The 19,282-nt window shown below is 71.2% G+C and carries 13 protein-coding genes; 3 read left to right on the top strand and 10 right to left on the bottom strand.

The features are described from left to right. Positions 1-31 precede the first annotated feature (31 nt). Complete coding sequence (locus E6R18_RS04135; RefSeq protein ID WP_136315458.1) at positions 32-637, bottom strand: YdbC family protein; 606 nt, start codon at positions 635-637, stop codon at positions 32-34. A gap of 191 nt (positions 638-828) precedes the next feature. Between E6R18_RS04135 and E6R18_RS04130 the strand changes: the two genes are divergently transcribed. After that, on the top strand, positions 829-1,365 hold the full coding sequence (locus E6R18_RS04130; RefSeq protein ID WP_136315457.1) for a TerD family protein: 537 nt from the start codon (positions 829-831) through the stop codon (positions 1,363-1,365). A gap of 100 nt (positions 1,366-1,465) precedes the next feature. On the opposite strand, the gene E6R18_RS04125 is transcribed toward E6R18_RS04130, so the two are convergent. Then, positions 1,466-4,366, bottom strand: coding sequence for a vitamin B12-dependent ribonucleotide reductase (locus E6R18_RS04125; protein ID WP_136315456.1), 2,901 nt, complete (start codon positions 4,364-4,366; stop codon positions 1,466-1,468). 166 nt (positions 4,367-4,532) lie between these two features. Further along, entirely contained in the window at positions 4,533-5,045 is a 513-nt protein-coding gene (gene nrdR, locus E6R18_RS04120) for a transcriptional regulator NrdR (protein WP_136315455.1), read from the bottom strand. 494 nt (positions 5,046-5,539) lie between these two features. Here nrdR and lexA point away from each other — a divergent pair, with 494 nt between their 5' ends. Beyond that, positions 5,540-6,334 carry a transcriptional repressor LexA gene (lexA, locus tag E6R18_RS04115; RefSeq protein WP_026171816.1) on the top strand — a complete coding sequence of 265 codons (795 nt, stop codon included), beginning with the start codon at positions 5,540-5,542 and terminating at the stop codon, positions 6,332-6,334. 110 nt (positions 6,335-6,444) lie between these two features. Here the strand turns inward: lexA and E6R18_RS04110 are convergent, their stop codons facing one another. From E6R18_RS04110 to E6R18_RS04090, 5 genes are read right to left on the bottom strand one after another with little or no spacing between them, the layout of a single operon-like run. Beyond that, the gene (locus tag E6R18_RS04110; protein WP_136315454.1) at positions 6,445-8,415 is read right to left on the bottom strand and encodes an ATP-dependent DNA helicase; all 1,971 of its coding nucleotides are present in this window, start codon (positions 8,413-8,415) and stop codon (positions 6,445-6,447) included. Between the two features lie 50 nt (positions 8,416-8,465). Continuing rightward, positions 8,466-10,307 (bottom strand): IucA/IucC family siderophore biosynthesis protein, encoded by a 1,842-nt coding sequence (locus tag E6R18_RS04105; protein ID WP_136315453.1) that lies wholly within the window; start codon positions 10,305-10,307, stop codon positions 8,466-8,468. Positions 10,308-10,367: 60 nt separating this feature from the next. After that, positions 10,368-11,078, bottom strand: a complete 711-nt coding sequence (locus E6R18_RS04100; protein ID WP_136315452.1) for a GNAT family N-acetyltransferase — start codon at positions 11,076-11,078, stop codon at positions 10,368-10,370. Positions 11,079-11,096: 18 nt separating this feature from the next. After that, positions 11,097-13,010: an IucA/IucC family protein gene (locus E6R18_RS04095; RefSeq protein ID WP_136315451.1), complete on the bottom strand. Its 1,914-nt coding sequence runs from the start codon at positions 13,008-13,010 to the stop codon at positions 11,097-11,099. A gap of 28 nt (positions 13,011-13,038) precedes the next feature. Next, positions 13,039-14,418: a diaminobutyrate--2-oxoglutarate transaminase family protein gene (locus E6R18_RS04090; protein ID WP_136315450.1), complete on the bottom strand. Its 1,380-nt coding sequence runs from the start codon at positions 14,416-14,418 to the stop codon at positions 13,039-13,041. Positions 14,419-14,748: 330 nt separating this feature from the next. On the opposite strand from E6R18_RS04090, the gene E6R18_RS04085 reads away from it, so the two are divergent. Further along, positions 14,749-15,975 carry a hypothetical protein gene (locus E6R18_RS04085; protein WP_240799582.1) on the top strand — a complete coding sequence of 409 codons (1,227 nt, stop codon included), beginning with the start codon at positions 14,749-14,751 and terminating at the stop codon, positions 15,973-15,975. A gap of 107 nt (positions 15,976-16,082) precedes the next feature. Here E6R18_RS04085 and hflX read toward each other — a convergent pair whose 3' ends face one another. Together hflX and E6R18_RS04075 are read right to left on the bottom strand one after the other, a co-directional pair. Beyond that, entirely contained in the window at positions 16,083-17,603 is a 1,521-nt protein-coding gene (gene hflX / locus E6R18_RS04080) for a GTPase HflX (protein WP_136315448.1), read from the bottom strand. A gap of 142 nt (positions 17,604-17,745) precedes the next feature. Beyond that, on the bottom strand, positions 17,746-19,209 hold the full coding sequence (locus E6R18_RS04075) for a M1 family metallopeptidase (RefSeq protein WP_136315447.1): 1,464 nt from the start codon (positions 19,207-19,209) through the stop codon (positions 17,746-17,748). Positions 19,210-19,282 lie beyond the last annotated feature (73 nt).

Raw genomic sequence — 19,282 nt, 5'->3', positions numbered from 1 at the left:
TGTCGCCGGAGCTACCCCGCTTCCCGGGCCGTCACACCGTCCAGGACGGTTCGAGTTGCACCACGTCCCCGGCGAGCGCGGCCACGTCCTGTTCGGTCTGCGCGCGCTGCGAGAGCCGGTCCACGCTGCCCGGCCGGTACTTTCCGCGCTCGGCGCTGGACTGCCACATCGACAGGACGAGGAACTCGTGCCCCGGCGCCTCCCCGAAGATGCCGCGCAGCATCCCGGGCGAGCCCGCCATCGCCGGGTTCCACACCCGCTGCTGCATGAGCGCGAAGTGCTCGACCCGGTCCTCGTGCACCTGGCTGTGGGCCACCCTGAGCACGTCCGCGTCCGTGAAGCGGGGCTCGAAGCCGGTCTTCACGTCGAAGCGGTACTCGAAGAGCTTGACCTGGAGGTCGTTGTACGTGCCGGCCTGCCCGGCCGCCAGCGCGTCATGGCCACGCGCCATGAACGAGTCGTAGAAGACCCGGTTCTCCCAGAAGGCGAAGACGTGCGCCACCTCGGGCCGGCTCCGGCTCCAGCCGCCGCCCTGCCCCCTGAACCCCGGCTCACCCAGCAGCCCCGCCCATTTCCGCTGCCCCCGTTCGAAACCTCGACGGTCCGTCACACTGCAGCGAATCCACTTGACCAGCACGGCGCCATCGTACGGCCGCCGGGCGTGGCGTGGGTCACGCTCCGGGCCAGTCCGCCGGAACCGGCCTTCTCTCGCCGGATCGTGGCCCGTTTCAGCCGGTCGTGTCCAAGCCGGTTGGTTCCGCGGGCGGTTAAGGACATGATCGGAGGACAGAAGCGCGGCGACGCCCCCGCGCGCAGGAGGGAAGTCCGATGAGCACTCCCAACAAGGACCTCGAAAAGGTCGAGGTGAGGATCAAGTGGGACCCCAGCGACCAGGGTGAAGCCCCCAACGACCTCGACATCATCGCGGCGACCTACCCGGCGGACGAGCCGTACGGCAGCCCGGCGTATCTCGTGCACTTCGACAGCCGGGCACCCGACGGCACCATCACGCTGAACCGCGACAGCAGGACGGGGCAGGGGCTGGGCTACGACGAGGAGATGACACTCGAACTGGACCGGCTCTCCGACGAGTACGGCCGGGTCGTCGTCGGCGTGGCCATCCAGCAGCGCGACGGACACAAGACGTTCGGCGCCATAGAGAACACCAGGGTCCAGATCCGCGAGGGCTACGCGACGCTGGCCGAGGACGACTTCTCCGCGGTGGGCACCGCCACCGCGGCCGTCGTGGCCGAATTCGTACGCGACTCCGCCGGCGGCTGGCGCTTCCACGGGACCGTACGGGGCTTCGACGGGGACCCGGAGGCGTTCGCCGCGGCCATGGGCAGCCGCTCCTTCGGCGCCTGACGTCCGCAACGGCGAACGGGTGCGGGCAGGTCTTCCGTGAAGACCTGCCCGCACCCGCTGTCATGTCACCCGTGGTGTCTCAGGACACCGGGCCCACCGGTCAGCTGCAGCCGCTGGTCGAGCCGCAGCCCTCGCAGATGTAGCAGGAGCCCGCGCGCTGCATCTTCGTACCGCAGGAGAAGCAGAGCGGCGCGTCCGCGCTGATGCCGAGCTGCATCTCGACGAGCTCCGCCGAGGTGTGCGCCGTCTTCGGTTCGGCCTTCTCGGTCTCCTGGACCGGGGCGACCGCCTTCAGCGGCTCCGTCCGCACCGGGGCGGACTGGGCCAGGGTCTCGGCCTCCAGCTGCTCCTCCTCGAACGTCGGCTCGTAGGAACCGGTGTCGAGGTGGCGCTGGCGCTCCTCGGCGGAGTGGATGCCGAGGGCCGAGCGGGTCTCGAAGGGCAGGAAGTCCAGCGCCAGGCGGCGGAAGATGTAGTCCACGATCGACTGCGCCATCCGCACGTCCGGGTCGTCCGTCATGCCGGCCGGCTCGAAGCGCATGTTGGTGAACTTCGAGACGTACGTCTCCAGCGGGACGCCGTACTGCAGACCGACCGAGACGGCGATGGAGAAGGCGTCCATCATGCCCGCGAGGGTCGAGCCCTGCTTGGACATCTTCAGGAAGACCTCACCGAGACCGTCGTCCGGGTAGGAGTTGGCGGTCATGTAACCCTCGGCGCCGCCCACCGTGAACGAGGTGGTGATGCCGGGCCGGCCCTTGGGCAGGCGCTTGCGGACCGGGCGGTACTCGACGACCTTCTCGACCGCGGTACGGATGGTGTCCTCGGCCTTGGCGGTGACCGCCTCCTTCTCCTTCTCCTTGGTCTTCGCGGAGAGGGGCTGGCCGACCTTGCAGTTGTCGCGGTAGATCGCGAGCGCCTTGACGCCCATCTTCCACGCCTCGAAGTAGACCTCCTCGACGTCCTCGACGGTGGCCGTCTCCGGCAGGTTGACCGTCTTCGAGAGCGCGCCGGAGATCCACGGCTGGATGGCCGCCATCATCCGCACGTGGCCCATCGCGGAGATGGAACGCTCGCCCATCGCGCAGTCGAAGACCTCGTAGTGCTCGGCCTTCAGGCCGGGGGCGTCGATCACATTGCCGTTCTCGGCGATGTGGGCGACGACCGCCTCGATCTGCTCCTCCTGGTAGCCCAGGCGGCGCAGGGCCTGCGGGACGGTGCCGTTGACGATCTGCATCGAGCCGCCGCCGACCAGCTTCTTGAACTTGACCAGGGCGAGGTCGGGCTCAAGGCCGGTGGTGTCGCAGGACATGGCGAGACCGATGGTGCCGGTGGGCGCGATGACCGACGCCTGCGCGTTACGGAAACCGTTCTTCGCACCGAGCCGGATCACGTCCTGCCATGCCTCCGTCGCGGCGGCCCAGATCGGGTTGTCCAGGTCGTCGGCGTGCACGGCCACGGCGTTGGCGTCGGCGTGCTGCTTCATGACGCGCTGGTGCGGCTCGGCGTTGCGGGCGTAGCCGTCGTACGGGCCGACGACTGCGGCCAGCTCGGCGGAGCGCCGGTACGAGGTGCCGGTCATCAGCGAGGTGATGGCGCCGGCGAGCGCGCGGCCGCCGTCGCTGTCGTACGCGTGGCCGGTCGCCATCAGCAGGGCGCCGAGGTTGGCGTAGCCGATGCCGAGCTGGCGGAAGGCGCGGGTGTTCTCCCCGATCTTCTCGGTCGGGAAGTCGGCGAAGCAGATGGAGATGTCCATCGCGGTGATGACCAGCTCGACGACCTTGGCGAAGCGCTCGGACTCGAAGGACTGGTTGCCCTTGCCGTCGTCCTTGAGGAACTTCATCAGGTTCAGCGAGGCGAGGTTGCACGAGGTGTTGTCCAGGTGCATGTACTCGCTGCACGGGTTCGAGCCGTTGATGCGGCCGGACTCGGGGCAGGTGTGCCAGTGGTTGATCGTGTCGTCGTACTGGATGCCCGGGTCGGCACAGGCCCAGGCGGCCTCGGCCATCTTGCGGAAGAGGGACTTGGCCTCGACCTCTTCGATGACGTCGCCGGTCATCCGGGCGCGCAGCCCGAACTTCCCCCCGGATTCGACGGCCTTCATGAACTCGTCGTTCACCCGGACCGAGTTGTTGGCGTTCTGGTACTGGACGGACGTGATGTCGTCCCCGCCCAGGTCCATGTCGAAGCCCGCGTCGCGCAGGGCGCGGATCTTCTCCTCCTCCTTCACCTTGGTCTCGATGAAGTTCTCGATGTCGGGGTGGTCGACGTCGAGGATGACCATCTTGGCCGCACGGCGGGTGGCGCCACCGGACTTGATCGTTCCGGCGGAGGCGTCGGCGCCGCGCATGAAGGAGACGGGGCCGGAGGCGTTGCCGCCGGAGGAGAGGAGTTCCTTGGAGGAACGGATACGGGAGAGGTTCAGGCCGGCGCCGGAGCCGCCCTTGAAGATCATGCCCTCTTCCTTGTACCAGTCGAGGATCGACTCCATGGAGTCGTCGACGGCCAGGATGAAGCAGGCGGAGACCTGCTGCGGCTGGGGCGTGCCGACGTTGAACCAGACCGGGGAGTTGAAGCTGAAGATCTGGTGCAGGAGGGCGTACGCCAGCTCGTGCTCGAAGATCTCCGCGTCGGCGGGGGAGGCGAAGTAGTGGTAGTCCTCGCCGGCCTTCCGGTACGTCTTGACGATCCGGTCGATCAGCTGCCGCAGACCGGTCTCACGCTGCGGGGTGCCGACGGCGCCCCGGAAGTACTTGCTGGTGACGATGTTGACCGCGTTCACCGACCAGAAGTCGGGGAACTCGACGCCACGCTGCTCGAAGTTGATCGAGCCGTCGCGCCAATTGGTCATGACGACGTCACGGCGCTCCCAGGAAACCTCGTCGTACGGATGCACGCCGGGGGTGGTGTGGATGCGCTCGATACGCAGGCCCTGCTTGGACGCAGTCGACTTGGTGCCCTTGCGGGAACCTCGTGCCGGGCCGCTCGCCGTCTCTGTCATGCCGCCTCCCATATGTGGGCAAAAACGCCCTGAAGTGCCGAGAACTTCCCCGGGCACAGTGTGTGTCTGATGCTTCGGCCGCCGTACTCGTCATACGTCGCCCGGAGCAAGGTCCAGGTGCTGGCCCGCGCCCGATCCCCGGATCGGCGCGGCCGGCGGCTGCCGCTCAGTCGGCGGCGACGGAGGGAACGGGGACCTCCAGGGTCTCGCCGCCCCCGCGTTCTTGCGCGGAGGGCCGCCGCTCACGGAGTTCCGTGATGGCGGCCTCGAAGTCTTCGAGGCTGTCGAACGCCCGGTACACGGACGCGAACCGCAGGTAGGCGACGAGGTCGAGTTCCTGCAGGGGGCCGAGGATGGCCAGGCCCACGTCGTGGGTGGTCAGCTCGGCGCTGCCGGTCGCACGCACCGCCTCCTCGACCCGCTGGCCGAGCTTGGCGAGGGCGTCCTCGGTGACGGGCCGCCCCTGGCACGCCTTGCGCACCCCGGAGATGACCTTGGTGCGGCTGAAGGGCTCGGTCACACCGCTGCGCTTGACCACCATGAGCGAACAGGTCTCCACCGTCGTGAAACGGCGGGAGCAGTCGGGGCACTGGCGGCGCCGGCGGATCGAGGTCCCGTCGTCGGTGGTGCGACTGTCGACGACCCGGCTGTCGGGGTGCCTGCAGAAGGGGCAGTGCATGGCTCCCAACCCTCCTTCACAGCACGACTGAATAGCCTCTTCAGGCCCGGTGAGGGGCCCTCGAAGCGGTCTCAAGCATAGGCGATGACCGCACCCCCGACTGACGGGGACCACAACTTCTGGGCGGCCGGAACAATCCAACCACTAGATCTTGGGTTTGGCCGCGCATTTGGCCCTGGAGCGTGTCGCGCCGGGAGGGCGGCCGGGAGGCAGCGTACGGCCGACCAAGAGGGTACGGGAAGCGCCCGGACGGCGGACGACCGGGCGGGTACCCCCGCGCGCGGTCGGCACGGCACGGAACGTTACGGTCGAGGGGTCGCCGCCGCCGGTCGCCCGGCTCTCGCGGCGTGGGTCGCATACGCAGCCTCATACACCCAGCAGTGAACGCTGGACCGACTTTCATTCGTTTTTCACTCGAACGTGTGTTTGGCGCAACCTTTCGAAAGCTACTACCGTTGTCCAGCTAGGGAGACCATTCGAGAGGGGCCGCCGACGTGACCACCACCGCAGACAGTGCCATCATCACTGCCCAGGACCGCTCCCAGAGCCGACTCGAGCCGGTGCATGCCATGAATGACTCAGTCACGAACACGGAGGGGCCGGAGCCCGGGCGTCCAGCGCGCTCGCTCCCCGGACGACCTCCTGGAATCCGGGCGGACAGCTCGGGACTCACGGACCGGCAGCGACGCGTGATCGAGGTCATCCGGGACTCCGTGCAGCGGCGTGGCTATCCGCCGTCGATGCGGGAGATCGGTCAGGCGGTGGGCCTTTCCAGCACCTCCTCGGTCGCCCACCAGTTGATGGCCCTGGAGCGCAAGGGCTTCCTGCGCCGCGACCCCCACCGCCCCCGGGCGTACGAGGTACGCGGCTCGGACCAGCCGAGCACGCAGCCGACGGACACCACGGGCAAGCCCGCCGCCTCGTACGTGCCGCTGGTGGGCCGGATCGCGGCCGGTGGACCGATCCTCGCCGAGGAGTCCGTCGAGGACGTCTTCCCGCTCCCCCGCCAGCTGGTCGGTGACGGTGAGCTCTTCGTGCTGAAGGTCGTCGGCGACTCGATGATCGAAGCGGCGATCTGTGACGGCGACTGGGTCACCGTGCGACGCCAGCCCGTCGCGGAGAACGGCGACATCGTGGCCGCCATGCTGGACGGCGAGGCCACCGTGAAGCGCTTCAAGCGGGAGGACGGCCACGTCTGGCTCCTCCCCCACAACGCCGCGTACCAGCCGATCCCCGGCGACGAGGCCACCATCCTCGGCAAGGTCGTCGCGGTGCTGCGCCGAGTCTGAGACCCGCGCCCCACGATCTGTGGGCAGGCCCCGAGCCCGGCTTCGCGCCGGTGTCGGGGCCCCTTTTTTGTGTACGTCCCTGCGGGTTTCTTGTGTACGTCCCCGCGGGGCTACCGTCCGTCGGCCTTCGCCGCGGCGTCGATCGCGGCGAGGGAGCGGCGGGCCTGGTTGCGGTCGGTCGTGTACCAGAAGCCGGGGAGCGAGGCCCGCAGATAGCTGCCGTAGCGGGCGTTGGCGAGGCGCGGGTCGAGCACCGCGACGACGCCCTTGTCCCCCGTGGCCCGTACGAGACGGCCGGCGCCCTGGGCCATCAGCAGCGCGGCGTGCGTGGCCGCCACCGCCATGAAGCCGTTGCCGCCCGCCTCCTCGACCGCCTTCTGGCGCGCGCTCATCAGCGGGTCGTCGGGCCGGGGGAACGGGATGCGGTCCATGACCACCAGCTGGCAGCTCGGCCCGGGGACGTCCACGCCCTGCCAGAGCGACAGCGTGCCGAAGAGGCAGGTCTCCGGGTCGGCCGCGAAGTTCTTGATCAGCTCGCCCAGGGTCTCCTCGCCCTGGAGCAGGATCGGCTTGTCCAGCCGCCCCCGCAGCTCCTCGGCGGCGGCCTTGGCCCCCCGCATGGAGGAGAACAGTCCCAGCGTGCGCCCGCCGGCCGCTTCGACCAGCTCGGCGAGTTCGTCGAGCATGTCCGTACGGGAGCCTTCCCGGCCCGGGGTCGCCAGATGCCGGGCGACGTACAGGATGCCCTGCTTCGGGTAGTCGAACGGCGAGCCGACGTCGAGTCCCTTCCACTGCGGGACGTCGTCGCCCGCGGTGCCCTCCGGGGCGAGGCCCAGGGATGCGCCCACGCCGTTGAAGTCGCCGCCGAGCTTGAGCGTGGCCGAGGTGAGGACGACGGAGCGCTCGGTGAAGAGCTTCTCGCGCAGCAGCCCGGAGACGGAGAGCGGGGCGACGCGCACGGAGGCGCCGAAGCGGTCGTGCCGCTCGTACCAGACGACGTCGTACTCGGACCCCTGCGTGATGCGTTCGGCGACGGCGTGGACGGACTCGACCGCGGCCAGCGCCTGCTTGCGGACCGCGTCCTCGTCCTGGACGGACTTGTCCCGGGTCGAGCCGATCGCGGAGATCACCGTGCGCGCGGCGTCCCGCAGGGCCATCAGCGCGTATCCCAGGTCCTCCGGGACCTCCTCCAGGCGGCCGGGGAGCGCCAGCTCCATCACCCGCTCGAAGCCCTCGGACGCGGTCTGCAGCGCGTCGGCCGCCTTCTCGTTGACCAGCTTCGCGGCGCGGCGCACCGCGCGGTTGACCTGGCCAGGGGTGAGCTCGCCGGTGGCCACACCGGTGACCCGGGAGACCAGCTCATGGGCCTCGTCCACGATCAGCACCTCGTGCTGCGGGAGCACCGGGGCGCCCTCGATGGCGTCGATGGCCAGCAGCGCGTGGTTGGTGACGACCACGTCCGCGAGCTTGGCCCGCTCCCTGGCCTGCTCCGCGAAGCACTCCGCCCCGTACGCGCACTTGCTGGCGCCCAGGCACTCCCGGGACGAGACCGAGATCTGCGCCCAGGCCCGGTCCGAGACGCCGGGGGTGAGGTCGTCCCGGTCGCCCGTCTCCGTCTCGTCGGCCCAGTCCCGCATGCGCAGGAGGTCCTGGCCCAGCTTGCTGGACGGCGCCGCCGCCTCGAACTGGTCGAACAGCCCCTCTTCCTCCTCCTGCGGCACGCCTTCGTGCAGGCGGTGCAGGCAGAGGTAGTTCGACCGGCCCTTGAGCATGGCGAACTGGGGGCGGCGGCGCAGCAGCGGATGCAGCGCGTCCACCGTGCGCGGCAGGTCGCGCTCGACCAGCTGGCGCTGGAGGGCCAGGGTCGCCGTGGCCACCACGACGCGCTCGCCGTGCGCCAGGGCCGGCACCAGGTATCCGAGCGATTTGCCCGTCCCCGTGCCGGCCTGGACGAGCAGGTGGGATTGGTCGTCTACCGCCTCGGCGACGGCAGCGGCCATGGCGGCCTGGCCGGGCCTCTCCGTGCCGCCGACGGCGGTCACGGCGGCGTGCAGGAGCTCGGGGAGGGATGGCTTCGTCATAGCCCGGCCAGCCTACGGGGCTCCACTGACAGCGACGTCCACTCCCGGCCTCACGCCGAGACGTGCAGCGGGTTGGCCACGGAGCCGTGGACCGCCGCGTGCGGACGCTCGGGCCGGTCGCGGTAGCCGTCGAGATGCAGACGGTTGCGGTTCAGACAGAGGCGCTCGATCCGCGGGGTCAGCATGTCGAACATCTCGAACCGCTCCTTCAGCTCGGGGAACCGGGCGTGGTGGCGCAGGATCTCCGCCCGGACGAGTGACCAGAATTCGCCCTCGGGGACACCGAGCTGTTCCTCGCAGAGCGGGGAGAGGAAGCGGAAGACCCCGGTGAAGAGTCCGGAGTGGATGAACTGGGTGAGGAAGGCGGGTTCCTCGGTCAGCAGGATGCGGCGCACGTCCGACGGCATGGTGCCGTGCTCGGGCAGCGGCTGCGCGCTCACGTTGACGTCGTCCACGAAGTCCTTGATCGCGAGGCGCACGGGCACGTCCTGCTCGTCGAAGACCACGATCGCGTTCTCGCCGTGCGGGGAGAAGACGGTGCCGTAGCGGTAGAGGAAGTGCAGCAGCGGCGGCAGCAGCGCGGCGAAGAGCCGGGAGAGCCAGACGGTGGGCGTCAGACCGGAGCGGGCGACCAGCTCCGCGGTGAAGGAACGCCCCCGCGGGTCGGTGTGCAGCAGCGAGGCGAGCGTACGGGCCCGCTCCCCCGGCGCCAGACGCGGCAGCAGGGGCTCGCGCCAGATCGCCCCGAGGATCTCCTTGAACTGGTACGGCGTCTCGGGGAGGTGGTCGTACAGCGGATGCTCGACCGTGACCGAGGCGACCTCTCCGAGCAGGATCACGCCGCAGGTGTCGCGCAGGAACGGATCGTTGTCGCGCAGCCCCAGCACCCAGTCGGTGACGGCGGGTGCGGCGACGGTGCGCTCGGTCGGCAGGCCGCGCCAGACCAGGGTGTTGAGGATCGACAGCGGGAGCTTCACCGTGTGCCGGTCGGGCCGCGCGACGTTGGCGAAGGTGCGGATGGACTGCTGCGGCAGCCGCACGTCCGGGTCGGCGGGCAGGGGCACGAGGTCTCCGGCGGCGATGGCCGGGGCGAACAGCGGCACGATCCACTCGTCCCACTGCCAGGGGTGGACGGGCAGGTAGTGGTAGGTGTCCGGGTCGAGGCCGCGGGCGCGCAGGGCGTCGGCGAAGGAGGCGCGGACGTCGGTGTCCAGCTCCTGTGCGTAGAGCTGCCCGGGGGTGGCCACCGCGCCCACGCCCCGGTAGGCGGCGATCCGGTGGGAGACGGCGAGCCACGGCAGCCTGACCGGTTTCCTGGCCTCGGGGGTGTAGCGGGAGGCGTCGGTGGCGGAGAAGCCGAGGCGCCCCTTGTTGGCGACGATCCAGGGGTGGCCGGTCTGGTGGCCTTCGAGTTCCGCGTAGCCGAGGTCGGCCAGCTCGGCGGCGGTGAGCGCGGTGTGGTCGAGGCGGGCGTCCGCGGTGAGCGTGGTGGTCAGCTCGCGGACGAGGTGGCCGAGGGTGGCGCCGTCGAGCCCGAGGAGGCGGCGGGCCCGGGTGAGGAAGAGCAGCGGATCGCGGAAGGGAACGCTGCCCGCGTCCCGGAGCCCGGGGTTCTCTGCCGCGCGGATCGAGTCGGGGTCCACGCGCCAGCTGCCGTAGACGCCGCGCCGGGCGGTGAAGCTCAGGCTGCCGCCGTCGTCGAGGCCGAGCGTGTAGGTGGAGCCGTCGGAGGTGTGCGGGGCCGGCTCGATGACTTCCTCGTAGGCGAACTCGCCGAGCATCTTCGCGAGCATCCGGGCGGCGGCCCGGTCCCAGGCCGCCCGGTTCAGCTCCGGGGTATCGAGCAGTGCGGGCGGCTCCGTTGCGTCGTCATGGGCAGGGTATTTCGGCACGGGGACTCCTCGGGATGGAACCGATGGGGTTCGAGCGGTGCGGACGGGTCGGGGAAGCGTTCATGGGCGGGTGCGGTGGGCTCGGTCGCGGATCATCAGCGCGGCCCGCTTCTCGGGGAGGTCGACCTCGGCGGAGAAGCGGAATCCGGCGCTCAGGAACGCGGAGACGGATGGGACGTTGCGGAGGTCGGGCTCGGCGACGATCCGGGTGCAGAGCGGAAGGTGGTCGAGCACGAGACCGGCCACGGCGCGCAGCAGCGTCGTGCCGGTGCCCCGGCCGCGGTGCCCTTCGGCGATGAGGAGGTGGACGCCGGTGTCGTGCGGCCGGGCGGGGTAGTGGCGGGCCAGCGGGTCGAGGTCGGCCCGGTAGATCTCCCAGTAGCTCATGGGCGTACCCGACAGCACCCCGAGGCAGGGGATGCTGCGGCCGTCGCCGTCGAGCTGGGAGGCGAGGTGCCGGGCCGTGACGCTCTCGTCGCCGGCGAGCTCCCAGAAGGCCGCGACCACGGGGTCGTTCATCCAGCGGCTGATCGTCGCGAGGTCGCGCTCCGGGCGGACGGGGACGAGTTGGAACGCCCCGGCCGGGGTGGCGACGGGCTGCCAGTCCGCCGGCCGGCCGAGGGGTTCGGGCGGGGTGGCGCCGTGCCGGGGCGTGGGTGCCTCCTCCTGGAAGAGCGCGCGGAGTTCAGCGGTGATCCGCAGTTCGAGCGTGTCCTCGGCGCCCGTGTCCGCCCGGGGGGCGAGACCGGTGTGCGCATCAGGAAGAGGCACGGGTGGGGCGCTCCTTACTCAGCCGTGCAGGGGGTTGGTGATGGTGACGTAGACGGACTGGGTGTCCACGGGGCCGACGAGTTCGTCCAGTCCGTGCAGGCGGGTCAGCATGTTGGCCTTGCAGCGCAGGCGCGGGGTGTCGAGCAGGTGGGCGGGGAGCGGTGAGCCCAGATCGCCCGCCGACTTCAGGAACCGCCGGAAGGCGTCGAGGAGCATCTGTTCGTCGGCGAGGCGCTGGGCGCCGAAGGCGCCGATCAGTCCGAATACGTTGTTGATGCCGAGGTAGTAGGCGAAGCGTTCGTCGGTGACGGCGTCGGAGACGAAGGTGTCGCTGACCGATCCGATGCCGGGGAGCCTGTGGTCGAGTGCGGCGCGGTGGGATTCGCGGAAGTAGTAGCCCTGATTGTCACGGTAGCGGCCGCCGGCGGGCCAGCCGTCGGCGTCGAGCAGGACCAGGGTGTTCTGCTGGTGGGCCTCCAGCGCGACGCCGGCGTGGGCGTCGAGCCAGAGCACCGGCTGCACGACGCGGTCGAGGTAGCGCAGGAACCACTCGGCGGCCACCGCGGTCGTGGTCCGTCCGGTGGCGGCGGCGAGGCGGTGGACGACGTCGGCGAGCCGGGAGTGCAGGCCCGTCCGGCCCGGCCAGGGGCGCGGCGCGGTGAGACCGGCGATGCAGACCGCGTCGTCGTACCGCTCGAAGGGGTTGTGGCGCAGCATGACGTCGAGGCCCTGCACCGGTGTGCCGTCCGGGGTGTCGACCGCGAGCCAGGCGGGGTCGCGCACGATGTCGAAGCCGGGGTGCTCCACGTGCCACTGGCGGGCGAGCCCGGTGCGCAGCAGCCGGTGGACCTCCACGCCGCGGTGGAGCTCCTTGCGGAGGTTCTCCCGGCGGGAGTTGGTGATGCGGACGCCGAGGGAGAGCTTCAGCATCAGGTCGGTGCCCGGCCGGTGCACGGTGCGCACCGAGGAGGTGGGGTGCCAGGGCGCGCCGTACGGGCCGAGGTCGTGCAGGAGGCCGGAGTCGATCAGGGCGGCGACTTCGGGCCTGCCGCGCAGTTCGCGGGCCTGCCAGGGGTGGAGGGGGATGAGCGTGGTGTGTTCGGGGAAGGGCAGGCCCGGGGCGTGCCGGGCGACGAGCTGCGCGGCGGGGACCGGGCGGCCCTGGTCGGTCCACGCGGAGTCGGTGGCCAGCACGGAGCGGTCGGCGGCCATCCAGTGGAGGGGGAAGGAGCCGTGCAGCTCGGGTGAGTAGAGCCGTGTCTCGGTGTCGGTCAGCCCTTCCCTGCTCTTGGGCGAGGGATGCAGCGGGTGGCCGAGCAGGAGTGACTGCTCGGCGGTGAGGAAGAGGTCCGCCTCGTCGGGGGCGCCGGGACGGCTGCGCCGCGCCGTGATGAACGCGGCGGTGCGCCGTACGGAGTCGGCGACCCGGGCGACCATGTCGGCGCCCTCGTTGTGGTCGGCCTCCCGGCCGAGCAGGGCGGCCACGGTGACGGCGTCGGCGGTGGGTGCGCCGACGGGGGCCTGCTCCAGGGCGGGCGGTCCGAAGCGGTGCCAGCCGGTGGCGGACCAGTGCAGGACGGGGACGAGCAGGGCGGTGCCGCTCGCGGGGAGCGGGATGCGCAGGGTCTCCCCCGCCGGAGGGGGCAGGTCGCTCTCACGCACCCAGCAGCGCAGCAGGTTCTCGATGCCCGCCGCGTCGGCGGCGCGGAGCGGATCGGGGTGGTCCAGCGGGTCGGCGGCGGGGGCGGGATCGCCCGGGTGTGCGGCGGCCGGGGTCGGGGAAGCGGGCTTCGACGCGTGCCACAGTTCGTGCGGCGTCTCCTTCTGGCGCGGCACGGTCGTCGCCTCGACGGCGAGTTGGCCGGGGGCGGCGGCCTCGGGGAGGTGGCTGGGGGGAGGGCCGTCGGCTTCGGGCGCGGGGGTGGGGTTCACGGCGGTCTTCCTGTGCTGGTGTCCGTGGTCAGCGGATCGATCCGGTCGGCGTCCGGCGGTGCGGTGAGCGCTCCGCGGCTGCCAGGGCATCGGCAAGGCGGTCCACGACCGCGGTTGCCTGTTCGTCGGTGAGCGTGAGGGGCGGGAGCAGGCGTACGACGGTGGAGTGCCGGCCGCCGAGTTCGACGATGAGGCCGCGGCGCAGGCATTCCTGCTGGACGGCGACGGCGAGGACCGGGTCGGGCGGTGCCTCGGTGCCGGTGCCGAGCGGCCGGGTCTCGGGGTCGACGAGCTCCACGCCGATCATCAGGCCCCGCCCCCGGACATCGCCGATGCACGGGTGGTCGGCGGCGAGCGAGCGCAGGCTCGCCAGCATCCGGTCGCCTAGGGCCCCGGCCCGTTCCGCGAGCCCGTTCTCCCGGACGTAGGCGAGGGTGGCGGTGCCTGCCGCCATGGCCAGCTGGTTACCGCGGAAGGTGCCGGCGTGGGCGCCGGGCTGCCAGGTGTCGAGCTCGGAGCGGTAGACGATCACGGCGAGCGGGAGGGAGCCGCCGATGGCCTTGGACAGCACCATGACGTCGGGCACGACCCCGCTGTGCTCGACGGCCCAGAAGGCGCCGGTCCGGCCGACGCCGGTCTGCACCTCGTCCGCGATCAGCGGGATGGAGCGGTCCTCGGTGATCTCCCGCATCCGGCGCATCCAGCCGTCGGGCGCGGGGTTGACCCCGCCCTCGCCCTGGACCGGTTCGAGGATCATGCCCGCAGGGGCGGGCGTCCCGCTCTTGGGGTCGTCCAGCACGCTCTCGGTCCAGTGCGCGGCGGTCCGCGCCCCGGCCTCGCCGCCGATGCCGAAGGGGCAGCGGTAGTCCTGCGGGAAGGGGAGCCTGGTCACCCGTACGTCCTCGGCGCCGCCGGACGCGGCGAGGGCGCCCGCCGTCATGCCGTGGTAGGCGCCGGTGAAGGCCAGCAGGCCGCTGCGGCCGGTGGCGGCGCGGACCAGTTTGAACGCCGCCTCGACCGCGTCCGTACCGGCCGGTCCGCAGAACTGGATCCGGGCGTCGTCGGCGAACCGCCCGGGCAGGGTGGCGAACAGCTCCGTGGTGAAGGCGTCCTTCACGGGGGTCGCCAGGTCGAGCACGTGCAGCGGGGCGCCCGAGTCGATGACCTTCTTGATCGCCTCCAGGACGACCGGGTGGTTGTGGCCGAGCGCCAACGTCCCCGCTCCGGACAGGCAGTCGAGGTACCGCCGCCCGTCCGCGCCCTCGATGGTCAGGCCCCGGGCCCGCACCGGCACGATCGGCAGCGACCTCGCGTAGGTGCGGGCGGCCGATTCACGCAGTGACTGGCGGCGCAGGATGCCTTCGTGGGCGGCAAGGGGTGGTGCCGGAGCTGGTTCGGTCACGGCCACGGCTCTTGATCCTCCCGCTGTAACAGTTGCGTTGCACGTCAGTACGATTCCGCAAGGACGGCCTGCGAGGGTGAACGCTGTCTCCGTGCCCCCGTACGTACCAACGACGAAGGGGGCGGAGGATCACGGGTAAATCCGAAGATCCTTGCGGAGCGCAACCCTGCCGCGCAGCGTCCGCGGCACCACCGGCATAGTGGGGGGCCGCGCCGGGGCTCCGGGTCACCTCCCGAAGGCCGCGGTGCGCCCTGCCCGTTCGGTGCGCTCTGCGGCGCGCCGTGCACAAGTGCAGTACAGAAGCGTTGAGTTACGAAGTCCCAGGGGGATCAGCAGATGCGTCTCGTTCGACCAGGAAACACCGCACGCCGCAGGGGAAGTGCCCGTCTCACCTCCTCACCCGTGCTCGCCACCGCCGCGGTCGCCGCCGTTCTCGCGCTCACGGCCACCGCCTGCGGGCCGTCCGAGGACGACGCGAGCACCGCGCCGAGCAGCAGCTCCGCCGGTCAGACGGACGACAAGATCACGATCCCGGACGATCTGAAGGACCGGCTCAAGGAGCACGGGATCGACCTGGACCAGTGGAAGAACGGCGAGTGGAAGAACTGGGACAAGGACAAGTGGCTGCGTGAGGCCAAGGACTTCGTCAACCCGATCATCGCGGGCCTCTGGGACCCGGACCGCATGCGGGACGCCGACAAGCCCCCGCAGAAGCCGGTCGACAACGACATCTCGGGCGACGAGGGCGTGACGGACCCGACGCCCGCGCCGGTCCGGGCCGTGGGCGTGAAGACGCCGTACCACGACAACGCCGCCGAGTCCGGGAAGCTGTTCTTCGACGGCCCCGAGGGCTCGATGGTCTGCTCGGCGACCGTGGTGAAGGACCCGGCGCACCCCGGCAAGTCCAACATGGTGTGGACGGCCGGCCACTGCGTGCACGCGGGCAAGAAGGGCGGCTGGTACCGCAACATCGCCTTCGTCCCCTCGTACAACGACAGCGGTCTGTCGACCGCCGAACTGCGCGACAACCCGCCCAAGGAGAAGGTCGCCCCCTACGGCATCTGGTGGGGCAGCTGGGCGCAGACCTCGCAGCAGTGGATCGACCAGGGCGCGTCGGTCGGTGGCCTGGGCGCCTCGTACGACTTCGCCGTGCTGCACGTCACGCCCGAGGAGGGCGCGGGCGGCAAGTCCCTGGAGGAGACGGTCGGTTCGGCCCTGCCGGTCGAGTTCAACGCCCCGGCCGTGCCGAAGATCGCCGACATGACGGCGACCGGCTTCCCGGCGGCGGCCCCGTACGACGGCCAGACGATGTTCCAGTGCAAGGACAAGCCCGGCCGTCTCTCGCTCGCCCAGGGCGACCCGACGATGTACCGCATCGGCTGCTCGATGACCGGCGGTTCCTCCGGCGGCGGCTGGGTCGCCACCGGCCAGGACGGCAAGCCCGCGCTGGTCTCGAACACCTCCATCGGCCCGGTGACGGCCGGCTGGCTGGCCGGACCGCGCCTCGGCAAGGAGGCCAAGGGCGTCTACGAATCGGTCAGCAGGAAGTACGCGGGCGAGTAGCGGCGGGTCCGCGCCGCGGGAAGTACGGCGCCCGGTAGCGGCGCACACGGCCGAAGGCCCGTTCCCTCGTGGGGGAACGGGCCTTCGGTACTTCCGGTGCGGCTCGGTCAGTGCACCGCGGGGACGAACACCGCGAGCTCCGCGGCCAGCTCCTCGTGCACCCGCGCCTTGAGCAGCGTGCCCTCCGACGTGTGCTCCTCGGAGATCACCTCGCCCTCGGCGTGCACCCGGGAGACGAGTCCGCCCTGGATGTACGGCACGAGCGCCTCGATCTCGACCGACGGCCGCGGCAGCTCGGTGTCGATGAGCGCGAGCAGCTCGTCGATCCCGGCGCCGGTGCGCGCCGACACCGCGATGGCGTGCTTCTCGTTGCGCAGGAGGCGCTGGAGGACCAGGGGGTCCGCCGCGTCCGCCTTGTTGACCACGACGATCTCGCGCACGTCCGTCGCGCCGACCTCACGGATCACCTCGCGCACCGCGGCGAGCTGCTCCTCGGGCACCGGATGCGAGCCGTCCACCACGTGCAGGATGAGATCGGACTCGCCGACCTCCTCCATGGTGGAGCGGAACGCCTCGACCAGGTGGTGCGGCAGGTGCCGTACGAACCCGACGGTGTCGGCCAGCGTGTAGACCCGGCCGGTCGGCGTCTCGGCCCGGCGCACGGTCGGGTCGAGGGTGGCGAACAGGGCGTTCTCCACGAGCACACCCGCGCCGGTCAGGCGGTTGAGCAGGGAGGACTTGCCCGCGTTGGTGTAGCCGGCGATGGCGACCGAAGGCACCTTGTTGCGCCGGCGCTCCTGGCGCTTGAGGTCGCGGCCGGTCTTCATCTCCGCGATCTCCCGGCGCATCTTCGCCATCTTCTCGCGGATGCGGCGCCGGTCGGTCTCGATCTTGGTCTCACCGGGACCGCGGGTCGCCATGCCGCCACCGCCGCTGGAACCGCCGCCGCCCATCTGACGGGAGAGCGACTGACCCCAGCCGCGCAGCCTCGGCAGCATGTACTGCATCTGTGCCAGCGAGACCTGCGCCTTGCCCTCGCGGGACTTGGCGTGCTGGGCGAAGATGTCCAGGATCAGGGCGGTCCGGTCGACCACCTTGACCTTGACGACGTCTTCGAGGTGGATGAGCTGGCCGGGGCTGAGCTCACCGTCGCAGACGACGGTGTCGGCCCCGGTTTCGAGGACGATGTCGCGCAGCTCAAGCGCCTTGCCGGAACCGATGTACGTGGCCGGGTCGGGCTTGTCGCGGCGCTGGAAGACGGCGTCGAGCACCAGGGCTCCCGCCGTCTCGGCGAGCGCCGCCAGCTCGGCGAGCGAGGTCTCCGCGTCCTGCACGGTGCCCGAGGTCCAGACACCGACGAGCACCACGCGCTCCAGGCGCAGCTGCCGGTACTCGACCTCGGTGACGTCTTCGAGCTCGGTGGAGAGTCCGGCCACGCGCCGCAGGGCGGCACGCTCCGAGCGGTCCAGCTGGTCGCCGTCCCGCGCTCCGTCGATCTCGTGGCTCCAGGCGACGTCCTCTTCCATCAGGGCGTCGGCCCGCAGGCCCTCGGTGAGGCTCTCGGTCGCGTTCTCCGTGGCACTCGGCGCGTTCTGCGCGTCCTGGGGAAGGGAAGAAGAGGAGGTCATTGGATCCTTACGTCGATAGGAGTGGTTGCATCAGTCACAACGCGTGACCTCCGCGGATGATTCCCGTCCGGGAAATCCTCCGCTCCGGCCGCCGCGGCGACCCGTCGATAGTGGCACGGTCCGCGCGGGCCGTCACCCGGGTTTACCGCTGTCCTCGCTTCACCGCCGGTGCGGTGCTGTGCCAGTCGGGGTGCCCGGGCATGGGCGGCGTCTTCGCGCCGTACAGCCAGCCGTCGAAGAACGCGGTCAGGTCGCGTCCGGCGGCATGGGAGGCGAGCCGGACGAAGTCGGCCGTGGCCGCGTTGGAGTCGCGGTGCCCGCGCACCCAGCGCCGCTCCAGCGTGCCGAAGGCGTCCCGGCCGATCTCCTGGCGCAGGGCGTACAGGACGAGCGCGCTGCCGTCGTAGACCACCGGCCGGAACAGGCTGATCTTCCCGCCGGCCGCCGGGGCCGCGGGCCGGGCGGGCGGGCCTCCGGCGGCGCGCCAGGTGTCCGACCAGGTGTAGGCGTTCCGCATGCGCTCCTCCAGCGGCTTGCCGGCGTGGTCCTCGGCGTAGCGCGCCTCGTACCAGCTGGCGTGCCCCTCGTTCAGCCAGAGGTCGGACCAGGTCTGCGGGGAGACGCTGTCGCCGAACCACTGGTGGGCCAGCTCGTGGACCATGACCGAGTCGACGTACCACTCGGGGAAGCGCGGGTCGGTGAACAGGCGCCGTTCGAACAGGGAGAGGGTCTGGGTCTCCAGCTCGAAGCCGGTGTCGGTGTCGGCGATGAGCACCCCGTAGTTCTCGAAGGGGTACCGGCCGACCTGCTGTTCCATCCAGGCGAGCTGTCCGGGGGTCTTCTCCAGCCAGGGTTCCAGCCGCTCCCGGTCGGCCGCCGGTACGACGTCGCGCACGGGCAGCCCGTGCGGCCCGGTCCGCCGGACGACGGCCGAGCGGCCGATGCCGACCTGGGCCAGTTCGGTGGCCATGGGGTGCTCGGTGCGGTACGTCCAGGTGGTGGTGTCCCCGTGGCGGGTGCGGCCGGCGGGCAGGCCGTTGGCCACCACCGTGAGAGCGCGCGGGGCGGTGATCCGGAAGGTGAAGTACGCCTTGTCCGCAGGGTGGTCGTTGCTCGGGAATACCCGGTGCCCGGCGTCCGCCTGGTTGGCCATGGCGAGCCCGTCGGCGGTCCGCACCCAGCCGCCGCTGTCCCGTTCGCCGGAGGGGTCGCTGGTGTGGCGGACGGTGATGCGCAGGGGGATGCCGGCCGGGATGCGGCCCGCCGGCCGCACGATCAGGTCCTCGTCCGCGACCTCGAAGTCCGCGCGCAGGCCGTTGACGGCGACGGACCGGACGGTGCCCCGGGTGAAGTCGAGGTTGATCCGGTCCAGGGCCTCGGTCGTCCGGGCGTCGATGGTGGTGACGGCGGACAGCGGCTCGTTGTTGTGGCCGTTGTAGGTGAGGCCGATGTCGTAGGCGAGTACGTCGTACCCGGGGTTGCCCAGGTGCGGGAAGAGCGGGTCCCCGATGCCGAGGGGCACCGGGGCGGGCAGGGTGGCGGCGACGAGCGCGGCCGATGCGGTGGCCAGCAGGGTGGCCCGCAGACGGCGGGAGAGGAACGGCATGGACTACGGCTACCAGCGCGGCCCCGCCCGCCGGGGGCGGCGCGCGCCGCGCCACCCGAATGAGAGCGGCGGC

This window comes from Streptomyces sp. A1277 (assembly GCF_004795015.1).
Taxonomy (GTDB): domain Bacteria; phylum Actinomycetota; class Actinomycetes; order Streptomycetales; family Streptomycetaceae; genus Streptomyces.
This window is presented reverse-complemented; position numbering and strand designations above follow the sequence as displayed.

Bases quoted from the DNA above. Each gene is read 5' to 3' on its own strand.
- E6R18_RS04130 (WP_136315457.1), top strand. From the start codon at position 829: ATGAGCACTCCCAACAAGGACCTCGAAAAGGTCGAGGTGAGGATCAAG.
- E6R18_RS04125 (WP_136315456.1), bottom strand. From the start codon at position 4,366: ATGACAGAGACGGCGAGCGGCCCGGCACGAGGTTCCCGCAAGGGCACC.
- nrdR (WP_136315455.1), bottom strand. From the start codon at position 5,045: ATGCACTGCCCCTTCTGCAGGCACCCCGACAGCCGGGTCGTCGACAGT.
- E6R18_RS04110 (WP_136315454.1), bottom strand. From the start codon at position 8,415: ATGACGAAGCCATCCCTCCCCGAGCTCCTGCACGCCGCCGTGACCGCC.
- E6R18_RS04085 (WP_240799582.1), top strand. From the start codon at position 14,749: ATGCGTCTCGTTCGACCAGGAAACACCGCACGCCGCAGGGGAAGTGCC.
- hflX (WP_136315448.1), bottom strand. From the start codon at position 17,603: ATGACCTCCTCTTCTTCCCTTCCCCAGGACGCGCAGAACGCGCCGAGT.
- E6R18_RS04075 (WP_136315447.1), bottom strand. From the start codon at position 19,209: ATGCCGTTCCTCTCCCGCCGTCTGCGGGCCACCCTGCTGGCCACCGCA.